Below are 21,717 nucleotides of genomic sequence, written 5' to 3'. Positions count from 1 at the left end.
AGAAATGATTCGGGTTAGCGGGTTAAGTAAAACTAATGCTGACCACAATAAATCATTGTTTGCTGCGCTGCAACATAAAACCTATATTGCAGCCATCAACTTTGTTTCATGTAAGGAAATCACCATGTCGCTGACCGAAATTATTGCTCAGTTAAATCGTTTCAAGTCGGCCAAACAGGCCGAAGTGATGAGTTATGCCGATGTTTTTGAAGCCGATGCGGGCGCCCCCGTCGTCTCGATCGGAAAAACAACGCCTTACCTGCCGGGAATGCGGATGGTTGAAAACGATGTCGATGCTTATTTCAAGGAAGTGTTTGCCGGGCCGGTGTTCTGACCCGGGCAATCGACAGATCAGATGGTCTTGCTGACACGCAAAGCGGTAAAGATCGCCAGTGTCTGCAAGACGGCGATGCCGATCAGGACATCGCTGTAACGTCCGCCGTCCATCAACTGGCCGAAAACGGCAGGGGCTAGCGCCAGCCCGACATCGAGTCCGGAATAGACAAAACCGTAAATCCGGCCGAAGGCTGCCTGACCGAAACGAGCGGTTGCTGCCCGGCGAACCAGCAAGTCGCGCGATGGGCCGGCGATGCCGGTGCAGAAACCGATTGCCGCCATCAGCGGCAGGATGCTCCAGCCAGGCAGGATGCCGATCGCGAGCAGTATGGCCAGGGCAGCAGCGGCGCCCAGTGCTGCGGTAATCAGGCGCTCCTGTTCGCCTTTCCTGGCCAGGAAGCCGCCGAGCAGAATGCCGCCAGCCCCCCCGAAAAGATAAGCCGATAAAGCGCTGGCCGCGCTGGTGATGGTCAGTCCGTAAAGCGCTTGCAGGATAGGGCTGGCAAAATTCTGAATGGCGCCGAATGCCGAAGTGATCAGCAGGAAGAACAGAAAGCAGAGCCAGACGGCACGGACCGTCAGGAAGTCGAAAATCGAGGCGTTGCTCGATACAGTTTTGTCGGCTTCCTCAATCAGCGGACTGGCTAGTGCTGAACGTCGCCAGAGCAGCAGGGCCAATGCGCTCAGAGCCAGCAGCGAGGCGCCGAGGGCGGCGTAGCGCCAGCCTGCGTAAGCGGCAATGCTGGTCATGAAGATCGGTGCCAGACCCCAGCCGATATTGCCGGACAAGCCGTGGATCGAGAATGCATGGCCCAGCCGCGGTTGCGAGACATGGCGGTTGAGTACGGTGAAATCAGCCGGGTGAAAAACGCTGTTGCCCAGGCCGGCAATCGCTGCGACGGCAATCAGCATGGCGTAGCCGTTGGCAAAATAAAGGACGACGCCCGACAAGGCGAAGCAGCAAATGCCGATTGCCAGTATGCGCGCCGCACCAAAGCGGTCGACCAGAAAGCCGGCCGCCGCCTGGCCTATTCCGGAAATGACAAAGAACACGGTCATCGTGACGCCGATGGCCGTGAAGCTCAGACCGAATTCAGCCATTAGCCATGGAAAGAGCGGTGGAAGCAGCAAATGAAAGAAGTGCGATACGCCATGTACAAAACCGATCAGCGAAATGGTTTCGAGATCGTGGCGTGCATCCGGCGAGGTATGAGATGAAGGCATGGCTGAAAAATCAGAAAACGAGCGTCTTAGTCTAGAATGCTTCGTGCTGACGTATTTTCAATAATGAGACAAAAACTATTGCAATGCTGACACATCTGCCTTTTGATCCTGTCCCGCGTCGAGCACCGACAGTCGATGAGCCGGTAACGGTCAATTTGCGGTCGCCGCCAGCCGATGTGCACGTCCCTTCGCACCGCCACGATTGGGCGCAACTGGCTTATCCCTTGCGCGGCAGCATCCGTATTTCAGCCGCCGGCATGGCCTGGCTGGTTCCGGCCTTGCGTGCCGTCTGGATTCCGCCGGGTATCGAACACGATGTCGTGATGCTGGGCAAAGTTGAGTTGCGGACGGTGTACGTGGCGGCAGAAGTGGTTCCGTTGCCGCTTGATGCCTGTGCCGTTGTCGAGGTTTCCGACCTGATGCGCTCCCTGATCGAGGCATTGAGTGAAATTGAGCCAGATAGGGCAGTCGACCGCGAAAGACGCCGCTTGATGATTGCCTTGTTGCTCGAAGAAATGCGTCGTGCGCCACCGCTCTCACTCGGATTTCCACTGCCGAAAGATCGTCGCTTGCAGGCCTTGTGCAGTGCGTTGATGGATGATCCCGGCACGCCGCTCAGCCTGACGCAGTGGGCCGAGCGGGTCGGCGCCAGCGAGCGGACCCTGGCGCGCTTGTTCAAGAGCGATCTGGGCACTCATTTCGCTGCCTGGCGGCAGCAAGTCCGGCTGGCCCGCGCGCTTGATCTGATTGGTCGCGGCTGGCCGCTTGGCGAAGTGGCGCATGCGCTTGGCTATGCCAGTCCGGCTGCTTTTTCGGCGATGTTCAAGCGGGCCTTCGGTGTTCCACCCAGCTCTTTTCTGCAAAGTGCTATCTGACGGTTGGCGCACTCGTCCCGGCCACCTATACTTGGCTTTGAACCAAAATGTCCGACAGGAAAAACAACATGACCCTAGCTCCACTCAACGACAGCGATCTCGACCGGCTCGAACAGGTACTTGAAGCCGACGTATTTCAGGGCGATGCGATGCGCCTGGACGAAATCCAGGCGATTCTTTGCGCCATTGTCAGCGGCCCGATTCCGGTTGCTCCTGCGGTCTGGTTGCCGGATGTGCTCGGCAAGGGGGCCGAAAAGACAGACGACCCGCAAGTCGCCGAGGCCCTCGAATTGCTGATGCGCCTGAACAACGATATCGCCGCAGCCCTGCTGGCTGACGAGACCGTTTCACCGGTTCTTTATCCGATTGATGAAAGCTGCGAAAACTACGATTATGCTGCCTGGGCCGATTCCTACGTCTACGGTGCGGGCCTGGCCGGTGATTGGTACGAACTGGCCGGCAAGCATGCCGAAGATCTTTCGGAATTGCTGGAGCCGATGTTCCTGCTCAATGGCATGCTCAAGGAAGACGTCGAGAAAAGTGGCGATCGCTGGTTCTCGCCGGCTGAAGAGGCTCGCCTGATCGATGATATCCAGGAAAATCTGCCGGTCATCGTCCAGGCGCTTTACAACTTCTGGCGCAATAAACGTTCGGGTGGCACGGTCCGAAACGAAGAGCCGAAGTCCGGCCGGAACGATCCTTGCCCCTGCGGCAGTGGCCGGAAATTCAAGCAATGCTGCGGTCGACCAGATAAATTGAACTGATTTCGATCCATCGCCATCGTAAAAACGGCACCCTGAATGCGGGTGCCGTTTTTTGTTGACCGGTAATTAAACTAATTCAGCGCGCCCCCCAAGGTTGTAACGGGACGGTTGATATCGCATTGGCCGGGGCCCCTTCGATGATCTTCCGGCTGATCGCCAGATAGATCAGCACGTTGCGTTTTTCATCGAAGGAACGGTGAATCGACGTTTCCTTGAACATCAGCGAAGTGTCTTCGCTGAACACAATTTCGTCCTTGCTCAGTTTGGCCGGCAAGCTGATCGGGCCGATCTGGCGGCAGGCCAGCGAGAACTGCGACGGGTCTTCGGCCAGCCCGAAAGTGCCTTTGACGCCGCCGGTCTTGGCCTGGCTGAAGTGACAGGTGACACCCGGAATTTTCGGATCGTCGAAGGCATAGACGCAAACACGATGGTTGGCCCCGATCAGTTTCCAGGCGGTGGTGACGCAGCCGACTTCTTCAGCCACCACGGGCAGGGCGGCAAAGAGTGCGGCGAGCAGGGCGATGCGTGATTTCATGGCATTCCTCAGGAACGGCTGGGCTTGCGGTTGTAGGCTGGGAGCAATTGGCGGATCAGGCTGTTTTCGCGCAGTTGCGCCTGGGTATTGTCGGCGATTTCGTGCCACTCGATGCGCCGCACCGAGCGCGCCAGACGCGCCTTGCGCTCGCTCGACGGATTGGCGACGAAATGGCCGAGGATATGCTGGCGAATGTCGCGGCAGCGACCGACGTAGAGCGGCGTTTCCGCTTGGCCGAGATGTTCGCCATAAAACAGGTAGATGCCGGGTGATTCCGGCAGTTCGTCGAGAATGCCCGGATCGATTTCGGCCGGTAGTGCCGGTGTGGCGTGTTGTAGGTCGAGCGCCGCGGCGATGGCAGCCGTGTCGCGGTCGACATGGATTTTGTGCCAGAACTGGTGAATCAGCTGGGCATCGGCCAGCGCCCGGTGACGGGCGGCCGCCACCAGGTTGTGGCGTTCGATCAGACTGTCCAGGTTGTGGCGCTTGTGTTCTGGATAAAGGTCGCGCGACAGCTTGACGGTGCATACCGAACTGGCGCGAAAAATGACGTCGAGGCGCTTGAATTCACTTTTCAGGAAACCGTAGTCGAAGCGGGCGTTGTGTGCGATGAACAGGCGGCCTTCAAGGCGGCGCAGGGTTTCGCAAGCGACATCGGCAAAGGCCGGGGCATCGGCCACCATGGCGTTGCTGATCCCGGTCAACTGCTCGATGAAGGGAGAAATGGAGATGCCCGGATTGACCAGTTGCTGCCATTCGCGCACGGTACCGTCGGGATCGACTTCAACGATGCCGATTTCGGTGATACGGTCAGTGGCGGCGGTGGCGCCGGTGGTTTCCAGGTCGACAAAGGCTAAGGGGCGCATGTCCCGGATTTTCTCACGAGCCGGCCTGTTTTTTGCACACGTGTAAGGATTCGCCGCGGATAACGACTAATCGATTGAACCTCCCGCTTTTTGCACCGTCCACCCGCAGCAGGCAAGGCACTCTTCTCGTGTCCGAAGCCATCGAAAGGCAAATCATGTTTTCGCGTCGTTTTTTTCAAGGAATGATCTTGGCTCTCTCTACCAGTTTTCTGATCGGCGGCTGTGCCGATGACAAAGTCCAGGCGACGACCGCCAAGGTTCAGCCGGCCAGCGGTCAGGTTGATTCGATTGTCCTCGGCATGGGCTGTTTCTGGGGCGCTGAAAAGCGCATGGCGGCCATCCCCGGTGTGCTCGATGTTGAAAGCGGCTATGCCAATGGCGACGTGGCAGGCACCTACGATGCTGTGCTGGCCCACGAGCGACTGCTGCAGTGGGGCAAAAGTACGCAGCGCAATCATGCCGAAGTGGTCAAGGTGACGTTCGATCCGGCCAGGGTCGATCTCGAACGGGTGTTGATCCAGTTCTGGGAAAGTCATAATCCGACACAGGGCGACCGCCAGGGCAATGATGTCGGGACCAATTACCGCAGTGCCATTTATACCCACGACGAGAATCAACGCGTTGTTGCGCAGAAGACGCGCGACGCCTACCAATCGGCCCTCAGTGCCACCAAGCTGGGCGCCATCACGACCGAAATTGCGCCGTTGAAAACTTATTTCACCGCCGAGGAATATCACCAGGATTACCTGCAAAAAAATCCGAACGGCTATTGCGGACTGGGTGGGACCGGCGTCAAGTATCCGGTTGCCGCGGTCGACGGCTCGAAAATCCAGTCGGTCGCTGCCAAGACCCCGCCGCTGGATGGCAAAAAACTCAATTTCGAGCGCCAGCTGGTCGTTTTCGAAGCCGAGGATTGTGCCTTCTGCCGCCAGTTCAAGGCCGATGTGCTGGATCACTGGAAGTCGCCGGTGGCCGTTGTGCGCACGCTCAGCCCCGAAGCGCCGAGCGGCTGGTCGCTGGAGAAAGCCTTGTTTGCCACGCCGACCATGGTGCTGTTCGAAAACGGCAAGGAAGTGTCGCGCTATACCGGCTTCAATGGGGAAACCGCGCGCTTCTGGCAATGGCTGGGGCAGCGCCTGCTGACGCCGGAGCAGCGTCGCATCGCTTTCGAACAGGGGACGGAACGCCCATTTACCGGTTCCAACCTCGATGAAAAGCGACCCGGTACCTTTGTCGATCCGGTCAGCGGCGTCGCCTTGTTCCGCAGCGATACCAAATTTGAAAGCGGCACCGGCTGGCCGAGCTTCTTCAACCCGCTGCCCGGCGCCATCTCCGAACATGTCGATGCCAGCCACGGCATGCGCCGGGTCGAAGTGCGCAGCGCCAGTTCAGGCATTCACCTCGGCCACGTGTTCGATGACGGCCCGGCACCGACCTACAAGCGTTACTGCATCAATGGCAATGTGCTGAAATTTGTGCCGGACAACGAAAAATAAAGCGTTATCCGGCCCTTAGAGACTGATTCGCGAATGGCCGATGCCGCCGCCCTTGTCTACCTTGATCTGGGCTGGAATGCGCTCTTTAAGCCCCTCGACGTGACTGATCACGCCGATCATCTTGCCGCTGGCGTTCAGGGTGTCGAGTGCGTTGAGCGCCACTTCCAGCGTGTCGGCATCGAGCGTGCCGAAGCCTTCGTCGAGGAATAGCGAGTCGATCGAGGTTTTGTGACTGACCAGGTCGGAGAGCGCCAAAGCCAGCGCCAGGCTGACCAGGAAGCTTTCGCCGCCGGACAGCGTGCGCGTATCGCGGGCAACCTCGCCTTGCCAGCTGTCGACGATGTCCAGTTCCAGTTCGCCGGTCGATTTTCGGCGCAGCAGGTAGCGGCCGTGCAGTCGGGCAAGGTGGTGGTTGGCAAGGTGCAGCAGATGGTCGAGCGTCAGGCCTTGGGCGAATTTACGGAATTTGCTGCCGCTGGCCGAGCCGATCAGGCTGTCGAGCCGTTGCCAGATATCGCTTTCGGTCGTTTGCGCTGCAATCTCGGCGAAGAGCGCCTGCTGGCTCTGGCGGGCCTGTGCGTCACGGGCGAGCAGGGCGCGCACGGCACCTAGCTGTTCGCTCAGCGTGCGTAAATCGGCTTCGCCGGCCGCCAGTTGCTGTTCAAGCTCCGGTAATTCGGAAATCGGCTGATTCTGACCGTCGACCGTGGCACTCGGCGGTGCTGCCGCCTGCAAGCGAACCTGCTTGTCACGAGCTGCATCGCGCAAGGCTTCGGCCTTTTGTTTGGCCTGCTGGCAGGTTTCCTTGAGTTGCGTCAGTCTTTGTTTTTCATCCACAGCCAGCAAGGCGGCGGAGAAGGCCGCAAGATCGGCAAAGGGGCTGGCTGTCAGCGCGTTCTGCCAGTTTTGCGTAGCTTCGCGCAGGGTGGCCTGCTGGCGGCTCAGGTCGCTGCCCAACTGCGTCTGGCGTCCGGCCAGTGCGGCCAGTTGCTGGCTGAGTTGTTCGATGGACTGGCTGTCTTGGTCAAGTCGGCGGATCAGTTCATCGTTGCCGACGGTGTCGGGGATTTCCACGACCATCGGTGCCTGGCCATCGACAACGGAGAGCGCATTGCGTCGGTTGAGCCACTGTTCAGCCTGAGCCTGTGCCGCTTCGCTGCGGCTTTGCTGGCGGCTGATGGTTTCGGCCAGTTCCTGGCGGCGGCGTTCGTTCTTCTGCCACTCCTGCCACTCGGTTTCGCGCGTTTGCAGCCAGATGGCGGGCTGATCCGGGCGGTCGTAGCCGGCGAGCGTGAAGGCGCTGTTCAAGCCTTGGTCGAGTTCATCGAGTTCCTGCTGCTGGCTGGCCAGCGTCTTTTGGTTTTCAGCCTGCCTTGCCAGACCATTGTTGAGCGCTTGCTGTTGCAAGGCGTGCTGGTTGAGCGCCATTTGCGTGGCCTGGGCGCACTCGGTCAGTTGTTTTTCGGTCAGTTTGACGGCTTGTTCGCATTGCTCGGCAGCTTGCAGTGACTGGCTCAGGGTTGCGACCAGTTGCTCGGCGGCGAGCAGGCGTGCGGCCAGCAAGCCGGCCTCCTGCCAATCGTCGATGCCTGGCGCTGTGTCGGCTAGTGCGGCGCAGAGTCTGGCCCAGTCGCTGAGTTGCCCGGCCAGTTGCTGTTCGAGCTTGAGACGCTGCGCTTCGCCTTCCTTCTGCTCGGTCTGGCTGGCGATCAGCGCATCGCGCGCTTTTTGGCCGGTTTGCGTGTTGGCTTCAAGCGCCGCTTCAATCTCCTTCACGGCGCGTTCGGTGGCCGAAATATCGAGCGATTGATACGCCGCAATGGCCGGATGCTCGGCCGAACCGCACAGCGGGCAGGGCTGGCCGGGCTGCAGATGCTGGCGATGGGCTTCCAGATCGCGGATGCGACGTTCCTGCTCCAGTAGTTTCTGCTTGTCATCGAGCTGAGACTTGAGTGACTTGTGTTGTTCGCGCAGCGCCAGCAAGGCTTTGTCCTGCACCTCGATTTTCAGGGCCAGCTGAGCCGATTTGGTTTTATGGCGGGTGTGCTGGCTTGCCAGGTCGCGGCGCTGGCCGGCGAGTTGTTCGAGCTGCCGCCAACTGCCGAGATGGTTCTGCGCGATCTGCCATTGTTGGCGCAGTTCGCCGAAATGACGCCCGGCGAGCAGCTTGTTCTGATCGTCGCGCGCTTTTTGTGCCGCAGTCTCGGCGGTGATTTTGGCCTGATTGGCGCTGTTGACCGCGACAAGCCGGGCGGCCAGCTGGCGCTCATGCTCAAGCTGCTCGCTGGCCAGTTGCTGCTGCATTTTTTGTACGCTCAGCACGTTGTTGAGCAGTGTCTGGCGCTGGTCGAACTGGCTGCGCCAGACGGCCAATTGTTCGCCCAGTCGGGCGCGTTGCGGGTGGCGGGCGCTGAATTCGGCCAGTTGCCGGCTTTCGGCTTGCAGCCTATTCAGTTGGGTGGCGGTGCGCTCAGCCAACCGTTCGGCCACCGCGCTGGCGCTGTGATGGCGGGCGTACAGCGTGGTCTGCAATTGCTGGTGCTGTTCGCCCAGCGTCTTGAGTGCTGATTCACTTTCAGCGCATTGCCGGGCGCTTTGTTGCCAGTGCAGATGCAGCGGCTTGATTGCTTCGGCCGGCTCGCTGCCGCTCAAGCGGCGGAGTTCCGGCGCGGCAGCCTCCAGCGCATTGCCGGCCGCGCGCAGTTTTTCTTCGGCGCTCCGCATTTCCTGTGCATTCAGGGCCAGATCAAGGCGCCACTGGTGCTGCTGGCGGACGAGCTGATGCTGTTGCAGCAGCGCGCTTTGCCGGGTGTCGAGACCGACAATTTCGGTTTGCTTGCTGTTGCGCTCTTCGTCGCTCAGCAGGGCCATGCCCTCGGCGCGTGCTTTCAGTTGATCGAGTTCGGCCCGCGCATTGCGTGCCTGCTCGAAAACGCGCTTCGAAATGTCGCCATAGATTTCGCTGCCGGTCAGCTCTTCGAGCAGTTCCGCCCGATCATTGGCGCTGGCATTGAGGAAGGCGGCAAAACCGCCCTGGGCGAGCAGCATCGACTTGGTGAAGCGCGGAAAATCGAGGCCGGTGATCTCGGCGATGCGCTTCAGCTTGTCGTTGGTCTGCGTGCTGAGGATGCTACCTTCGCCGTTGGCTTCGATTCTGGCCAGTTCCACCTTGGGCGCCTGCAGTGCGCCATCGAGCCTGTCGCGTGAGCGGCGCTGGCTCCAGAAGGCGCGGTAGACCGTGCCTTTGACCTCGAATTCAACCTCGGCCAGACAATCGGCGGTGTGCCGCGTCATCAGGTCGTTGTCGCTGGCCGAAATTTTGTCGAGCCGTGGCGTCTGGTGATAAAGCGCCAGACAGATGGCATCGAGCAGCGTCGATTTGCCGGCGCCGGTCGGGCCGGTGATGGCGAACAAACCGTTGTCGGTGAAGGGCGGGCGGGTGAAGTCGATACGCCATTCGCCCTTGAGCGAATTGAGGTTCTTCAGGCGCAGGGTGAGGATTTTCATAGGTCCGGCTCCTGCAGGGCTGCGACCACGCTGCGGTAACGCTCGTTGAGCGATTGCTGCATTTCGTCGCTAAGTTCTTCCTGGGCCAGACGTCGGGCAAACACATCGTTCGGGCTGAGTTCGTCCAGCCTTTCGCTTGCCGCGGCCACCAGTCTTGCGGTGGCGTTGCCGCGCTGGCGGCGGATGCGCAGCACTTCGACCGGCCAGCCTTCAGTCAGCGCTTCGATGCGCGCCGGCAGGTCGGCCAGGTAATCGTCTTCGGCAACGGTCACTTCCAGCCAGGTCGGGCGTTCACGCGTGCCTTCAGCCGCTGCCGCGCCAATCGGGCCGGACAGCGAGGCGAGGCTGCCGCTGATCGCAACCAACCCCTGAAAGCGCGGTACGGGCAGGGCGCTGACCGATTGCAGACCGTTGGCATCGAGCTCGACGAGCAGCATTTCCTTTTGCTGTTTGGCCTCGTCGAAACTGAGCGGAATGGGCGAGCCGCTGTAGCGGATATGTTCCAGTCCGCCGACTTTCTGCGCTCGGTGAATGTGGCCGAGGGCAATGTAGTCGACCGGCGGAAAGGCACTGGTCGGGAAGGCTTCGAGCGCGCCGACGTAGATTTCGCGGACCGATTCGCTGGCGCTGGCACCGACTGTCGTCAGATGGCCGCTGGCCATGATCGGCAAGCGGATCGCCAGCGCGTCCATTTTTGCCTGCGTAGCCGTGTAGACCGCAGCATAGTGCTGCTGGATGGCCTGTTGCAGCGACAACTGCTTTTCCTCGGCGCTTTGCCCGGCCTGGCTTTTCAGCAGGTCGCGCGGGCGAATGAAGGGAATCGCGCAGAGCAGGCAGCCCGGCTCGCCGTTGCGCTGGTTCAGCAGCAAAACCTGTTCGGCCGGGTCGTCGCTGATCGTCGGGATCACGCTTGCGCCAAGCCGGTCGAGCAGGGCGCTGCTTTCGCCCAGTGTCGCTGCCGAATCATGGTTGCCGCCGAGCAACACCAGCGGTACGCCAGCCGCATGCAGCCGGACAACCAACTGGCTGTACAGCTCGCGGGCATAGCTCGGCGGCGTGCCGGTATCGAAAATGTCGCCAGCAATCAGGATGGCATCGATTGCCTGTTTCTCAACCTCGATCAGCAGCCAGTCGATCAGCGCCTGATGCTCGGCCTGCCGGCTCTTGCCCATGAAGTGCTGGCCGAGGTGCCAGTCGGAGGTGTGGAGAATGCGCATGTCGGAAAGTAGAAGCCGGAAGAGGGGGGATTTTAATCGTTGCTGCGGATCGCCTTGAGCATCCGGTCATAGAGCACGACATTGACCGTCGCAGCGAGGTTCATGCAACCGTGCGTCGGGATATAGACGATGTCCTGGCACCAGTCGGTGACGCTCTTCTTCAGGCTGCCGTCTTCCGGCCCGAAAATATAAAAAGCCCGTTCCGGATGGCGGTATTCAGTCAGCGGTTTGGCCTCGGGGTGAATCTCGATCGCCACCGGCGTACAGCCAAAGGGAATCACCTGCTGCAAATCATCAACGCCGATCAGCGGTAATTGCAGATGAACCTGCTTGGTATCGGTCCGAAACTCCGCCGCCCGCTCATAACGTTTGCCGGTGTAAAACACCGAATTCACGCCGTAACACCCCGCCGCCCGCATGATCGCCCCGACGTTTTCCGGGCCTTTCGGGTTGTATAAACCAAGACAGGCATAGCCGGTGTAATCCTTGACGGCCTGGTTGCGGGTGAGGGTGGTCTTCATTCGATATGATTCAATAGTAAAAGCGCGGCCGTCATTATCTTCCGGGGAGAGGCTGTTGGGGCGGGATTGTCGAACTTGAAGTCGAGCAGGCTGGAGATATTTATGTGAGTTTCTATCAGGTATCACCCGATTGATCAGTGATCTGGCTCGATTCAGCCGGGAGCGGCCAGACTCCTGCTCCAAATCGTTGCATCCACAGTGCGCTACCGCACAGTCAATTCTTTTGTTCAACTGTCATAGTGCCGGATGCTGGCGCTGGACAAAAATAGAGCGCGAGCTCAAGCCAAATAACTGAAAGATAACCATGGATATCGTGCTCGCGGCTCTACAAAGCGGTATTGCCAGCCTTGCCTCGTATCTGGCGGCCCATGTACTGCTCTGTTTGGTGCCGGCATTTTTCATTGCGGGCGCCCTTTCGGCGCTGGTGCCCCAGCAATCGATCGTGCGTTTTCTCGGGCCCGCCGCGCCCAAGTGGGTGGCGTATCCGGCCGCTGCGGGTGCGGGTAGTTTGCTCGCTGTGTGCTCATGCACGGTACAGCCGCTCTTCGCTGGAATTTACAGCAAAGGCGCGGGGCTAGGCCCAGCCATTACTTTCATGTTTTTTGCACCAGCGGCCAACATACTCGCCCTGTCTTACACCGGGGTTGCGCTCGGTGCTGACTTTGCCATTGCCCGACTCGTGCTATCGCTGGTATTCGGTATCGGCATCGGGATGATCATGGCCTTGATTTTTCATCGCAGCGATACTGTGCGTCTGGACAATACCGCCGCCTTTGAGGGCGGTGAGGGGCTATCCCGCCATACACTAATCTTTCTCGGTGCGCTGATTGTGTTGCTGCTAGGCGGTACGCTCAAGCTGGATTTCCTGACCACACCGTTACTGAGCGTTGAACTGCCCTGGGCGACCGCGGTAGCGATTCAAAACTCGCTCAATGCGCTGCTCCCTATCGATCTGATCAAAGGCGACGAAGGCCTGAGCGTGCAGGGCGTCATTCTCATCGGCATGCTCGGACTGATTGCCCTTGCCGCTTGGCGTGGTCTGGGCAAGGTCGATGACGGCTTCACTCGTCTGACCTTCGCATCACTTGGTTTGATTGCCGCCACACTAATATTCGCGGCGCTGGGCATTGTGACCAACGATACCGGCCTCGTGGTCACCCTGTCGGGCCGCACCCTTGTCGTAGCGGCGATGCTCATCAGCTTGTGGTCACTGAGTCGTCGCTTTGAAGCATGGGATATTCAGCAATGGCTGTGGGAAACCTGGCGTTTTGTGAAGATGATTTTCCCGCTGTTGATCGTGGGGGTATTTGTGGTCGGTGTGATTCGAATGTTCATTCACCCCGAATGGGTGCAGGCGATTGCGGGCAGCAACTCGGTTTTGGCTAATATGGTGGGCGTTATGTTTGGTGTTTTCATGTATTTCCCGACGCTCGTTGAAGTACCTATCGCCAAGATGTTTCTCTCGCTGGGCATGCACCCCGGCCCACTGATCGCTTATTTGATGGCCGATCCGGAACTTTCCTTGCAAAGCATCCTTATTACGTCGGCAATCATCGGCAAGCTCAAGGCTTGGACCTACGTCGGCTTGGTTGCCGTCTTTTCTACCCTGGCCGGTTTGACCTATGGTGCATGGACGGATGGGACATCGATCAGCACCGTCGCCCTCGGATTCGTGGCGTTCATCGCGGTCTTGTTCGGTGCCTTGCATTATATGGATAAGCGGCAACATGCCGCACACGCCCTGTAGGGTGTCACTCCAAGCCGCTCATTCACTCGCAGGAGCTCCCCATGGACATCAAAATTCTTGGCAGTGGTTGTGCCAAATGCAAGCGACTCGAACAACTAACCAAAGAAGCCGCTGATGCTATCGGTGTCGAAGCCACGTTCGATCACGTGACCGATATCAATAGGATCATGGCTTATCCCATCTTGGCCACGCCGGCACTGGTGATCAACGAAGACGTCAAGGTCGCGGGTCGCATGCCGAGCAAAGAGGAGATTACCTCGTGGCTGAAGGCGGGTTAACCGCTCTGGCTGACCTGTACTGTCCGCGACAGGCAACACTGTGCCACTGCTCCACCCATATACCGGCCGTTTGACACATGAGAAGATGACCGTCACCTTTGGGCATGCTACTGCCAGTGGGGAATGGCTGCTTTCGGGAAGTGGAATGTCAGTGACCGCTTTACGGTGATCAGCCCAAGAAGGCGACGGTCGCTTCCGTGCCCATTGCCGCCCGATGACAATTGCAAGCACTCTGACGGCTTTCTGATTCCATTGCAGCCACCCCAACCCCATGAGTGAGGCCTCAATCTCGGCCAACGGTTATCGGGGCAATGTTGCCAAGTTGGCAGCTACGGGGCACTTACCACTTACGCAGAATTACAACTCTTCAAGGTGAGACACAGCAGCAGATTTGCGAATCTGGATCACATCGACAATAGGCATTTTTCCCGACGGGGCATACCCGGCATGATGAAAGCCGGACGTAGGTGAGCAGACAACCTTGCCGTTGTTCAGGGCGGCACGGGCGGCAGACAGGAATGATCCGGTTGTCCATAGCGGCGATTCTGCGACATCAGGCTGGCGACCCCGAAACCCATTGGGCAAACGACAATCCAACACCCCATTAACATAGGCTCGGTCATGGGCAATCGCGATGTCCTTGCGACTCAAGGGCAGCGGCTCGCAGAGCCGAATCGGCAATCCCTGTGCCTGCCAATCAGTAACGACCCATGCGGGTTTTTTAGGGCTGGGAGATTCTGAGGTATCCGCAACCGAGATTCAGCAGCACATGGCGACAAAGCTACCCTAGCTAGGAAATTTTGCGGCTGAGTTCGATATTGAAGCATGTATTGCCTATGCACCTCACAGAGACGACCCAGCGGTACAGACAGGTGATGCTAGCCCACTGGCTAATCGCGAACTACCTCTTGCCTCCAATGAATCGCTATCAGCCCGTACAGAAATACTGGATGACGACGAAGACTGGAACGACAGATTCCCTTTAGACGGTTTGGGGGCGGAACCGCATTGTTGGCTTTTCCATGACCTCTACGACCACAGTTATGGCTATGCTGCGCCAGCCCTCTCGCAGCATGACTGCCTGCGAGTCGGAGAAGTACGCATCGACATCGTTACTGAGCTACAACTGAAGATGATTACCGTTCGATAAATTGGCCAGGGCCAACGCCCATGTGTGTCTTGAAAGCCCCGGCTGTTTCTGGATTTATCGTTCGTGACACTTGTTGGGATGGCCCGAAGTGCTCGTGGTGCCCGTGTTTGTCGATCCGCAATAAATACAGTGCCCCCCGTCGCTACCATGTTTGTGACATCGGTCTGGATGACCAGAGGTACTTGTGGTGCCGTAGTTTGTTGAGTTACAGAACACGCAATGTTTTGAATCCACGCCGGTATGCTCATGGCACCCATGGGGGTGGCCTGAACTGTTCGTTGTTCCGAAATTTGAAGAGCCGCAGTACTTGCATTTCGTTGCCATTCTTGAACTCCTAATAGTTGAGCGGTTGTTGTTTGTTTATCTGCATCAGTCGGCCAAGAGAGTGTTGTACGGAATTATCAACTCAACTCGTTTTGCATTTTAATGCCGGTAGCCTCTTACTGAGCTGCAGTTTCCATAGGCATCCGACAGGATGTGACGGATCGATTTAATTTCGGCCTGACTGCATACATACGACACAAAATGACGCTAGTCGGCTAATAATGACATCCAGGATGGATTAGTCATCTGCCATCAATCTCAACTCATGGAATCGCTCATGCGCCCATTTTCAAAATCCAAACTCCTTGCCCTGCGACAATGCCCAAAGCGCCTCTGGCTGGAAGTTCATCGCCCGGACTTGCGAGAAGACTCCGCTGGAACGGAGGCACGTTTCCAGGTTGGTTTTCAAGTCGGCGATATTGCCCGCCAGATCTATGACGCCAGAGGAGATGGGGCGTTAATTGACGTCGGAAGCGAAGGCTTTGAGCGAGCATTCAGTCGCAGCGCAGAACTGCTTGAAACCGCTCAGCCCATTTTTGAAGCCGGTTTTTCAGCCGGTGGCGCACTGGCTTTCGCGGATGTCATGCTGCCAGAAAAAAGAAATGGGCAATTGGCCTGGCGAATGGTCGAGGTCAAATCCTCGACCAGCGTCAAGGATTACCACCGCGATGATGTAGCCGTTCAAGCCTATGTTGCCAAGTCTGCCGGCGTGCCTCTTCAAGCCATTTCACTGGCCCACATCGACAGCTCATGGGTTTACCCCGGAAACAGTGATTATCAAGGCTTGTTAAAAGAGAACGATCTCACTACAGAGGCCTTCGCCCGGCGCGAGGAAGTTGAAAGCTGGATCGCTCAAGCGCAAAACATCGTTGCTGAATCTACCGAGCCGGCAATCGCTATTGGAGCGCACTGCGACTCACCATTCGAATGCGGATTTTTCGGCTATTGCAGCCGTGATGAGCCGAAGCCGGAGTTCCCGGTATATTGGCTCCCGCGATTCGCCTCTGCCAAGGTTCGGGAACTGGCTGCTGAAGGTGTGGATGATCTCAGACACGTGCCCGACGACCTGCTTAACAGTAAGCAACAACGGGTCAAGGAACACTCCCTGGCCGGCACCGTGTATTTTGATGCGGAAGGCGCTTCCGCCGACCTCTCGCCGTATCAACTTCCCGCCTATTTCCTGGATTTCGAAACCATTCAGTTTCCCGTCCCGATCTGGAAAGGCACCCGTCCGTACCAACAGATCACGTTCCAGTTCAGCCTGCATGTTTTGTCAGCCGAGGGCGAGCTTGAACACTCAGATTTTCTTGACCTCTCGGGCAACGACCCTTCCGAAGCTTTCGCGCTAGCCTTGGTTAATGTCTGCGGCCAGCATGGACCGGTGTTCGTCTACAACGCAGGATTTGAGAAGGCCCGCATTCGGGAACTCGCCGAACGTTACCCAGAATTGAGCGAATCGCTGCTTGCTATCAACGAACGCGTCGTTGATCTTCTCCCGGTCGCAAGGGAACGCTACTACCACCCCAGCCAACAAGGAAGCTGGAGCATCAAGAAGGTGTTGCCGGCGGTCGTTCCCGAACTTCGTTACGACGCTCTTGACGGTGTTCAGGATGGCGGAATGGCCATGGAAGCTTTCCTGGAGGGCATTCACCCGGACACGACAGTTGAACGCAAATCCGAAATCCAACAACAACTCCTGGCCTATTGCCAACTCGATACCTACGCCATGGTTCGCCTGTGGCAGGTCTTTGCCGGCCGGAACGACCTGAGGCTCTGAACCATGCCCAAACGCCCTGACTCTCTCGAAACGCTTCAGATTGCATTGGAATTGATACAACGCATTCCAAAGGGTCGTACCGTCACTGCAGCAGAACTCCGGCAACAGCTTTCCGATGCCGGATTCGAGCGCGATATGCGGACCATCCAGCGACAACTGGAAACGCTGTCGGAGTATCTTGACCTTGATCGGGACGACAGCACAAAGCCTTACCGCTACTCATGGAAAGAGCGGGCAAAAGGCTTCTCCATACCCAGCCTGAGTGTCCAGGAATCATTGTTGCTTACCCTGGCAGAGCAACAACTACAAAATCTTCTTCCCGCCCGGTTGATGAAATCAATGGAAGGTTTCTTTGTCCAGGCACGCCAGCAGCTTGGTGCCCAGGACAGCACAAAGCACGAGCGAGAATGGCTGGAAAAGGTGCGCGTTGTGAGCACCGGTCAGCCCCTATTGCCGCCGAAGGTCGATCCCGATGTTTTTGAACAGGTCAGCAATGCGCTCTTCGCCAATCAGTGGCTGACCGTTGAATACAAGAACGCTGCGGGTAAGCAGACCGAAAGCCGGGTCATGCCATTAGGCTTGGCACAGCAAGGGCCGCGCATGTATCTTGTGTGCCGGTTTGACGGCTATGACAATGAGCGGAGCCTTGCACTGCATCGCATTGTTTCCGCCCGAACCTCAACCTTCACTTTTGTGCGCCCCAAGGATTTTGATCTTGGGCAATACGACAACGATGGGCGATTTGCCTATGGAGATGGGGAACTTGTTCGACTGAGCTTCCGTATTGAGAAGGAAGCTGGGCTGCATTTGCTCGAATCGCCACTATCTGCTGAACAGGAAGTTGTGGAGCTCGAGGATGACTACGAAATTTCAGCCACGGTCGTGGATTCGGCGATGCTGGAGTGGTGGTTAAGAGGGTTTGGGGAAGCGGTGAGAGATATTAAAAAATCCATGGCAGTCAATGCCGGAGGGAAAATGGCATGAATTTGTTCGTGGGTTCAAAAAATGTGGCTGTGGTGAAGCTATCAGAATGGCTGGATTGGGCCAGCGGTAACAATGACAATGTATCTATCGTCTTGCCAATGATTCAACGAGGTTCGGTGTGGAAGCCGGAGCAAATTATCAATCTCTGGGACACCTTGTTGCGAGGGATGCCGATCGGCAGTTTTATGCTGAATTCCGTTCCTCTTGGCACCAAAGTCTTGCGCATGGGTATTAAAAACGAAAAAGCGGAAGAATTGAAGAGCCCTGGGTATGCATTGCTAGATGGACAACAGCGCACATTGTCAATGCTAATTGCATGGCAGTCAAAAGTGCTGATGGATCGCCGGCTTTGGGTGGACTTTGCTGATGAGGCAAATGTAGGTCAGGTTTTCAGAATGCGAGTGACAACCGAGAACCAAAAATTTGGCTTTCAGCGGCAATCACCTTCAACCAAATTACCACTGGCGGATCGTCGAAAAGCCATCTTGGCATATGAGGCGGAACACGGAGACAAAGCTCCGCTCGATTTTTTGAAAACATGTCCATACGTAAATGGACATAGTTTACCGCTTGACCTGAAGGAGTTGATTCAGAGGTGGGTTTGCATAAATTGTTCAGAAAAATGGAAAGCGGAGGTTTGTTCGAAGCTTAAAAAGATTAAAAAATGGCGCCCCTTGTTGAATAATGAGTCAAACAAGTCTGCCTGGGAAGAATATCTCGTTTGGGATGCTCTTGACGAAAAATTGCAGATGCAAGCCATAGGGTATGTTGAATCGCTTTCATTCGCGCTAAATCAATTATTCATCCTCGAAATTCCGCTAATTAAGGTCCGCGACGAGATAATTAATAACAATGACGACTCGCTTGAACCGCCACTAGCAATTCTGTTTAAGCGAATCGGAACTGGTGGAACAGATTTGTCCACCGCCGATTATGCCTACTCAGTCATAAAAAATCGTTATCCGGAAACATATGAACTCGTAGAAACTCTTCATGGTGTTGGGAGTATTTCAACTACTCTGACTGACACAGATTTGGTAATGACCGCCTTACGTTTGGCTGTTGCTGAAACAAAGGCAACTAAGGATGTCGCCAATCCAGATAAGCAGGAATTCCATCGCATGCTTAAAATTGGTGGAGATGGACTGATTCAGAAGTTTTTTGGTCTTATTGATTCAAAAGAACTCGGACAGTCTTTCGCTGAGCTTGAAAGCATCTTGCTTTACCACAAGGACACGAATCCCAATGGACTTCCCCGATTAGCTTTCCCATTGCTGGGGCGACCATTGATTCAGGTTTTATTACGATGGATTCGTATGACCAAGGATGTGAATGGGACTTGCGAGATAAACCGTGATGAAATTATCCGTTTCGTTTTGTTCTGGATAATGTGGGTCAAAGATTCAGGAAATGCTAGCCGGATTGCATTTTCCAAATTGGAAAGTGTTAGTAAAGATTATCTTCTTGGGAAAACGATTGCTGATCTCTTAATTAAAGAGGAGGTTGCGTTTCCACTGATCAGTCCTGATGAACTGGAAAAAGTTGCAAACTTGGTGTATTCGATTTCTCCTTCAAATCCAAAAAAGCCATTGCGTGGTTGGCATGGCCGTTTTTTTGATGAAACTGACAATGAGGGTCACAAAAGTGCACGGACGTTTTATGCACGTTGGTGGAATAAAAACAACAGCTATACTCATACTGTCCTGCTTTGGTTACAACGTGAATATGTAGCAACGCTCACTGGTGTGATGTACGCGGGGCGGGAAGATGACACACCCTATGACTATGACCACCTGTGCCCGTCTAACCATTGGCATGGCTGGACAGGTGAAGGCAATAATCCTTCCAGCCTGACAATGTTTTGTGAAAACAAAGAAGCACTTGTGCGTGTTGGTAACAGTATTGGCAATCTACGGGTCTGGGATAGCGTCAAGAATCGTAGCGATGGAGATACAGCACCTGATGTGAAGCTGAAGCTGAAACAGATCGATGGGGTTGGTCAAGAGTTTGAGCCAGCCACCCAGAGCGAGCTATTGAACTGGAGTGCGATTCCGGGGACGCACACGCACGAATGGCTAAAATGTTCTCGTGATGAGAAAAATAAAAGGGTATGGGATGAAGACCGCGCAGCGGCATTCCAGAATGCTGTCGAACAGCGAACTTTCTACCTTTACAAGCGTTATTTTGATGAACTTATTTTCAGAAAATGGATGAACAGCTAAATGTCTATCAAGCTAAACTTAGATGAAACTCAATTAAATGAGCTGCGCCAAGCTAGAGGAAAAGATCCGTTACTTGTGCCGAATATATTTTGGCAAGAGTTCATTGAGAACAATGACAAAATTGATAGATCTGACTTCCCTAGCCACATTAATTTCTATTCATATGTAATTACAGATCGGGAGTGGTTTACAGATGTCATCCACTCTCTGAAGTATTTATATATCGAGAATAAACGCCTCCCGGAAAATCTGGGTGGCGTCTGGCTAACGTGCAAATTAGAACCAAAAAAAACCATGCCAAAAATCGATATATTTAACGGGGCACATCGAGTGAAAGGTAATTTCCGATCAAACGGATAGCTATATTCTAGTTCATGGTTAGTTTGATTAAAAACTAGCTCCTGCTATTTGAGGATTATCGACGATCTGGTTGCCGTGCGGTCGGGTTAGTGTGCGAATGGCAGGTACAAACAAGGCGCCGTCCGCGAAATATCGCAGTCAACGCCTTGAAACCCCAATACTTTAAGGGCTCATACCAGCGACGCATTATGTCGGAGCGCAGTCGATACTGTTTCCGTCATCCCTCATGGAAACTATGTCATGGACCGGCGCCAATTTGTGCAAACTCTGTCAGCTTTAGCTGCATCTTCGATTCTGCCCACCACGGGATTTGCAGGAGCAATGTTTTCAGGCATGCTACCGAAAAGCGCCGAGCTACTTGGTCGACCTGAAAACATATTTAATAACGATTGTTCTTGCAGGGCGCCCCGAATCGGGGTGATTGCAGTTGGTAGCCCCGGTGGAGAGGTGCTCACGAGTCTGTACGGAAGGCTTCCTCACCTAGATCGCTCAATCGCTATCGACAATTTCCCCTTGGAATTAGATCGCGTTGAGGCGAATCGAAAGATTCTCGTCAGTAACTCACTGTCTGATATGTACGGTGGTAAAACTATGCCCTCGAAGTTTCGGGAGCATTATGTTAGTTACTTGAAGGATGAAATTGCAGAAGCTGTTGCCAATCTCGACCTGGCATTTATTGTCGTGAAGATGGGGTCTTATGCCGGCACTATAGTTGCCCCCATTGTTGCTGAGGTTTTGAGGAATAAAGGGATCACGAGCATTTGTGCCGCCATCACGCTATTTCACTATCAAGAAAAATTTCGCCGGCAAGTTTCCCTGGCCGGAATGTCTGCGCTAAAGGGCATCGCGAATGCAGTCGTTCCTATCTCTAGTGAAGCGTTAGCTCAGTCAGCACGACGCACCGGTTTGCTTTCACCCAGAATGGATCGGGCGATGACCGCTTATGAGGTAGCAACACAGGGCAGCATGGTTTGGCCGACAGGGGGCCTTGAGGTACGAATGACCAATGCATTTAGACGCGATGATTTCCTTAAATCCATTCCAGCTACAACTTTTGAGCAGATCTATCGAGGTGTGACTTCACCACTTTTTGAACCTGGATTGGTCACGGTCGATCTTGAAAGCATCGAGGATGCTTTGTCCAGCGACGGCCATGTGGCGCTGGGATACGGTCACGCCGTCGGGGTGAATGCCGCAGAAAAGGCTGCGCTTACCGCGATCTCTCACCCCTTGCTTGGAATGCAACGTCTGCGTTCCGCATCAAGCATTTTTGTCTCAATAGAGGGGCCTTCTGGAAAGCGCATGAAGATAAAAGATGTAAATGGCATCTTGAATACTATCAGAGCCCCCATCGGCCATGTGGATCATGGGCAACTCATCACCTTCGGTGCGACGTATAACCAAAATTTTGCAGACGAGTATCGGGTCACTATTTTGGCGGATGGGGTATCGGCAGAAGGTGCGATACGTGTGCTATGAGCGTGGAACTATCGCCTGTAAGCAAAGTGGGGAGCAATTAAATGCCCAACATAGG

At 55.7% G+C, this 21,717-nt stretch carries 18 protein-coding genes; 11 read left to right on the top strand and 7 right to left on the bottom strand.

Annotated elements, in window-relative coordinates; translation table 11 throughout:
* Positions 1 to 4 precede the first annotated feature (4 nt).
* Positions 5 to 334 (top strand): hypothetical protein, encoded by a 330-nt coding sequence (locus KI614_RS08700; RefSeq protein ID WP_226404680.1) that lies wholly within the window; start codon positions 5 to 7, stop codon positions 332 to 334.
* Between the two features lie 17 nt (positions 335 to 351).
* On the opposite strand, the gene KI614_RS08695 is transcribed toward KI614_RS08700, so the two are convergent.
* Complete coding sequence (locus KI614_RS08695) at positions 352 to 1,560, bottom strand: MFS transporter (protein ID WP_226404671.1); 1,209 nt, start codon at positions 1,558 to 1,560, stop codon at positions 352 to 354.
* Positions 1,561 to 1,643: 83 nt separating this feature from the next.
* On the opposite strand from KI614_RS08695, the gene KI614_RS08690 reads away from it, so the two are divergent.
* A complete protein-coding gene (locus tag KI614_RS08690; RefSeq protein WP_226404669.1) occupies positions 1,644 to 2,435 on the top strand; it encodes an AraC family transcriptional regulator in 792 nt (263 codons plus the stop codon).
* 68 nt (positions 2,436 to 2,503) lie between these two features.
* A complete protein-coding gene (locus tag KI614_RS08685) occupies positions 2,504 to 3,199 on the top strand; it encodes a YecA family protein (RefSeq protein WP_226404667.1) in 696 nt (231 codons plus the stop codon).
* A 76-nt stretch (positions 3,200 to 3,275) separates the two neighbouring features.
* On the opposite strand, the gene KI614_RS08680 is transcribed toward KI614_RS08685, so the two are convergent.
* Both KI614_RS08680 and KI614_RS08675 read right to left on the bottom strand, forming a co-directional pair.
* Entirely contained in the window at positions 3,276 to 3,734 is a 459-nt protein-coding gene (locus KI614_RS08680) for a CreA family protein (RefSeq protein ID WP_226404664.1), read from the bottom strand.
* 8 nt (positions 3,735 to 3,742) lie between these two features.
* A complete protein-coding gene (locus KI614_RS08675; RefSeq protein ID WP_226404662.1) occupies positions 3,743 to 4,600 on the bottom strand; it encodes an exonuclease domain-containing protein in 858 nt (285 codons plus the stop codon).
* A 188-nt stretch (positions 4,601 to 4,788) separates the two neighbouring features.
* On the opposite strand from KI614_RS08675, the gene msrA reads away from it, so the two are divergent.
* Complete coding sequence (msrA, locus tag KI614_RS08670; protein WP_226404659.1) at positions 4,789 to 6,096, top strand: peptide-methionine (S)-S-oxide reductase MsrA; 1,308 nt, start codon at positions 4,789 to 4,791, stop codon at positions 6,094 to 6,096.
* A gap of 15 nt (positions 6,097 to 6,111) precedes the next feature.
* Here the strand turns inward: msrA and KI614_RS08665 are convergent, their stop codons facing one another.
* Genes KI614_RS08665 through KI614_RS08655 form a run of 3 tightly spaced genes read right to left on the bottom strand, consistent with a single transcriptional unit; the run spans position 6,112 to position 11,341 of the window.
* Positions 6,112 to 9,603: an AAA family ATPase gene (locus tag KI614_RS08665; protein ID WP_226404657.1), complete on the bottom strand. Its 3,492-nt coding sequence runs from the start codon at positions 9,601 to 9,603 to the stop codon at positions 6,112 to 6,114.
* Complete coding sequence (sbcD, locus tag KI614_RS08660; protein ID WP_226404655.1) at positions 9,600 to 10,820, bottom strand: exonuclease subunit SbcD; 1,221 nt, start codon at positions 10,818 to 10,820, stop codon at positions 9,600 to 9,602. Before sbcD ends, KI614_RS08665 begins: the two co-directional genes overlap by 4 nt.
* A gap of 32 nt (positions 10,821 to 10,852) precedes the next feature.
* Positions 10,853 to 11,341 carry an RNA methyltransferase gene (locus KI614_RS08655; RefSeq protein ID WP_226404652.1) on the bottom strand — a complete coding sequence of 163 codons (489 nt, stop codon included), beginning with the start codon at positions 11,339 to 11,341 and terminating at the stop codon, positions 10,853 to 10,855.
* A gap of 304 nt (positions 11,342 to 11,645) precedes the next feature.
* Here KI614_RS08655 and KI614_RS08650 point away from each other — a divergent pair, with 304 nt between their 5' ends.
* The gene (locus KI614_RS08650; RefSeq protein ID WP_226404650.1) at positions 11,646 to 13,088 is read left to right on the top strand and encodes a permease; all 1,443 of its coding nucleotides are present in this window, start codon (positions 11,646 to 11,648) and stop codon (positions 13,086 to 13,088) included.
* A 41-nt stretch (positions 13,089 to 13,129) separates the two neighbouring features.
* The gene (locus KI614_RS08645; RefSeq protein WP_226404648.1) at positions 13,130 to 13,366 is read left to right on the top strand and encodes a thioredoxin family protein; all 237 of its coding nucleotides are present in this window, start codon (positions 13,130 to 13,132) and stop codon (positions 13,364 to 13,366) included.
* Positions 13,367 to 13,723: 357 nt separating this feature from the next.
* Here KI614_RS08645 and KI614_RS08640 read toward each other — a convergent pair whose 3' ends face one another.
* Positions 13,724 to 14,047 carry a hypothetical protein gene (locus KI614_RS08640; protein ID WP_226404646.1) on the bottom strand — a complete coding sequence of 108 codons (324 nt, stop codon included), beginning with the start codon at positions 14,045 to 14,047 and terminating at the stop codon, positions 13,724 to 13,726.
* A gap of 1,070 nt (positions 14,048 to 15,117) precedes the next feature.
* Here KI614_RS08640 and KI614_RS08635 point away from each other — a divergent pair.
* The 5 genes from KI614_RS08635 to KI614_RS08615 all read left to right on the top strand — a co-directional run bounded on the left by KI614_RS08635 (position 15,118) and on the right by KI614_RS08615 (position 21,662).
* On the top strand, positions 15,118 to 16,617 hold the full coding sequence (locus KI614_RS08635; protein WP_226404644.1) for a DUF2779 domain-containing protein: 1,500 nt from the start codon (positions 15,118 to 15,120) through the stop codon (positions 16,615 to 16,617).
* 3 nt (positions 16,618 to 16,620) lie between these two features.
* Complete coding sequence (locus tag KI614_RS08630; RefSeq protein WP_226404642.1) at positions 16,621 to 17,601, top strand: helix-turn-helix transcriptional regulator; 981 nt, start codon at positions 16,621 to 16,623, stop codon at positions 17,599 to 17,601.
* Positions 17,598 to 19,823, top strand: coding sequence for a DUF262 domain-containing protein (locus tag KI614_RS08625; RefSeq protein ID WP_226404639.1), 2,226 nt, complete (start codon positions 17,598 to 17,600; stop codon positions 19,821 to 19,823). The genes KI614_RS08630 and KI614_RS08625 overlap by 4 nt, the downstream gene beginning before the upstream one ends.
* Entirely contained in the window at positions 19,824 to 20,183 is a 360-nt protein-coding gene (locus tag KI614_RS08620) for a hypothetical protein (RefSeq protein ID WP_226404637.1), read from the top strand. It begins immediately after the preceding gene.
* A gap of 240 nt (positions 20,184 to 20,423) precedes the next feature.
* A complete protein-coding gene (locus KI614_RS08615) occupies positions 20,424 to 21,662 on the top strand; it encodes a hypothetical protein (RefSeq protein WP_226404635.1) in 1,239 nt (412 codons plus the stop codon).
* Positions 21,663 to 21,717: the final 55 nt, after the last annotated feature.

The organism is Dechloromonas denitrificans (assembly GCF_020510665.1).
GTDB classification, from domain to species: domain Bacteria; phylum Pseudomonadota; class Gammaproteobacteria; order Burkholderiales; family Rhodocyclaceae; genus Azonexus; species Azonexus denitrificans_B.
Note: the sequence above shows the minus strand (reverse complement) of the source record. Positions and strands in the feature narration are given on the sequence as shown.

Coding starts and splice junctions, on each gene's coding strand:
- KI614_RS08700 (WP_226404680.1), top strand. CDS start 5: ATGATTCGGGTTAGCGGGTTAAGTAAAACTAATGCTGACCACAATAAA.
- KI614_RS08695 (WP_226404671.1), bottom strand. CDS start 1,560: ATGCCTTCATCTCATACCTCGCCGGATGCACGCCACGATCTCGAAACC.
- KI614_RS08690 (WP_226404669.1), top strand. CDS start 1,644: ATGCTGACACATCTGCCTTTTGATCCTGTCCCGCGTCGAGCACCGACA.
- KI614_RS08685 (WP_226404667.1), top strand. CDS start 2,504: ATGACCCTAGCTCCACTCAACGACAGCGATCTCGACCGGCTCGAACAG.
- KI614_RS08680 (WP_226404664.1), bottom strand. CDS start 3,734: ATGAAATCACGCATCGCCCTGCTCGCCGCACTCTTTGCCGCCCTGCCC.
- KI614_RS08675 (WP_226404662.1), bottom strand. CDS start 4,600: ATGCGCCCCTTAGCCTTTGTCGACCTGGAAACCACCGGCGCCACCGCC.
- KI614_RS08665 (WP_226404657.1), bottom strand. CDS start 9,603: ATGAAAATCCTCACCCTGCGCCTGAAGAACCTCAATTCGCTCAAGGGC.
- sbcD (WP_226404655.1), bottom strand. CDS start 10,820: ATGCGCATTCTCCACACCTCCGACTGGCACCTCGGCCAGCACTTCATG.
- KI614_RS08655 (WP_226404652.1), bottom strand. CDS start 11,341: ATGAAGACCACCCTCACCCGCAACCAGGCCGTCAAGGATTACACCGGC.
- KI614_RS08650 (WP_226404650.1), top strand. CDS start 11,646: ATGGATATCGTGCTCGCGGCTCTACAAAGCGGTATTGCCAGCCTTGCC.
- KI614_RS08645 (WP_226404648.1), top strand. CDS start 13,130: ATGGACATCAAAATTCTTGGCAGTGGTTGTGCCAAATGCAAGCGACTC.
- KI614_RS08635 (WP_226404644.1), top strand. CDS start 15,118: ATGCGCCCATTTTCAAAATCCAAACTCCTTGCCCTGCGACAATGCCCA.
- KI614_RS08630 (WP_226404642.1), top strand. CDS start 16,621: ATGCCCAAACGCCCTGACTCTCTCGAAACGCTTCAGATTGCATTGGAA.
- KI614_RS08625 (WP_226404639.1), top strand. CDS start 17,598: ATGAATTTGTTCGTGGGTTCAAAAAATGTGGCTGTGGTGAAGCTATCA.
- KI614_RS08620 (WP_226404637.1), top strand. CDS start 19,824: ATGTCTATCAAGCTAAACTTAGATGAAACTCAATTAAATGAGCTGCGC.
- KI614_RS08615 (WP_226404635.1), top strand. CDS start 20,424: ATGGACCGGCGCCAATTTGTGCAAACTCTGTCAGCTTTAGCTGCATCT.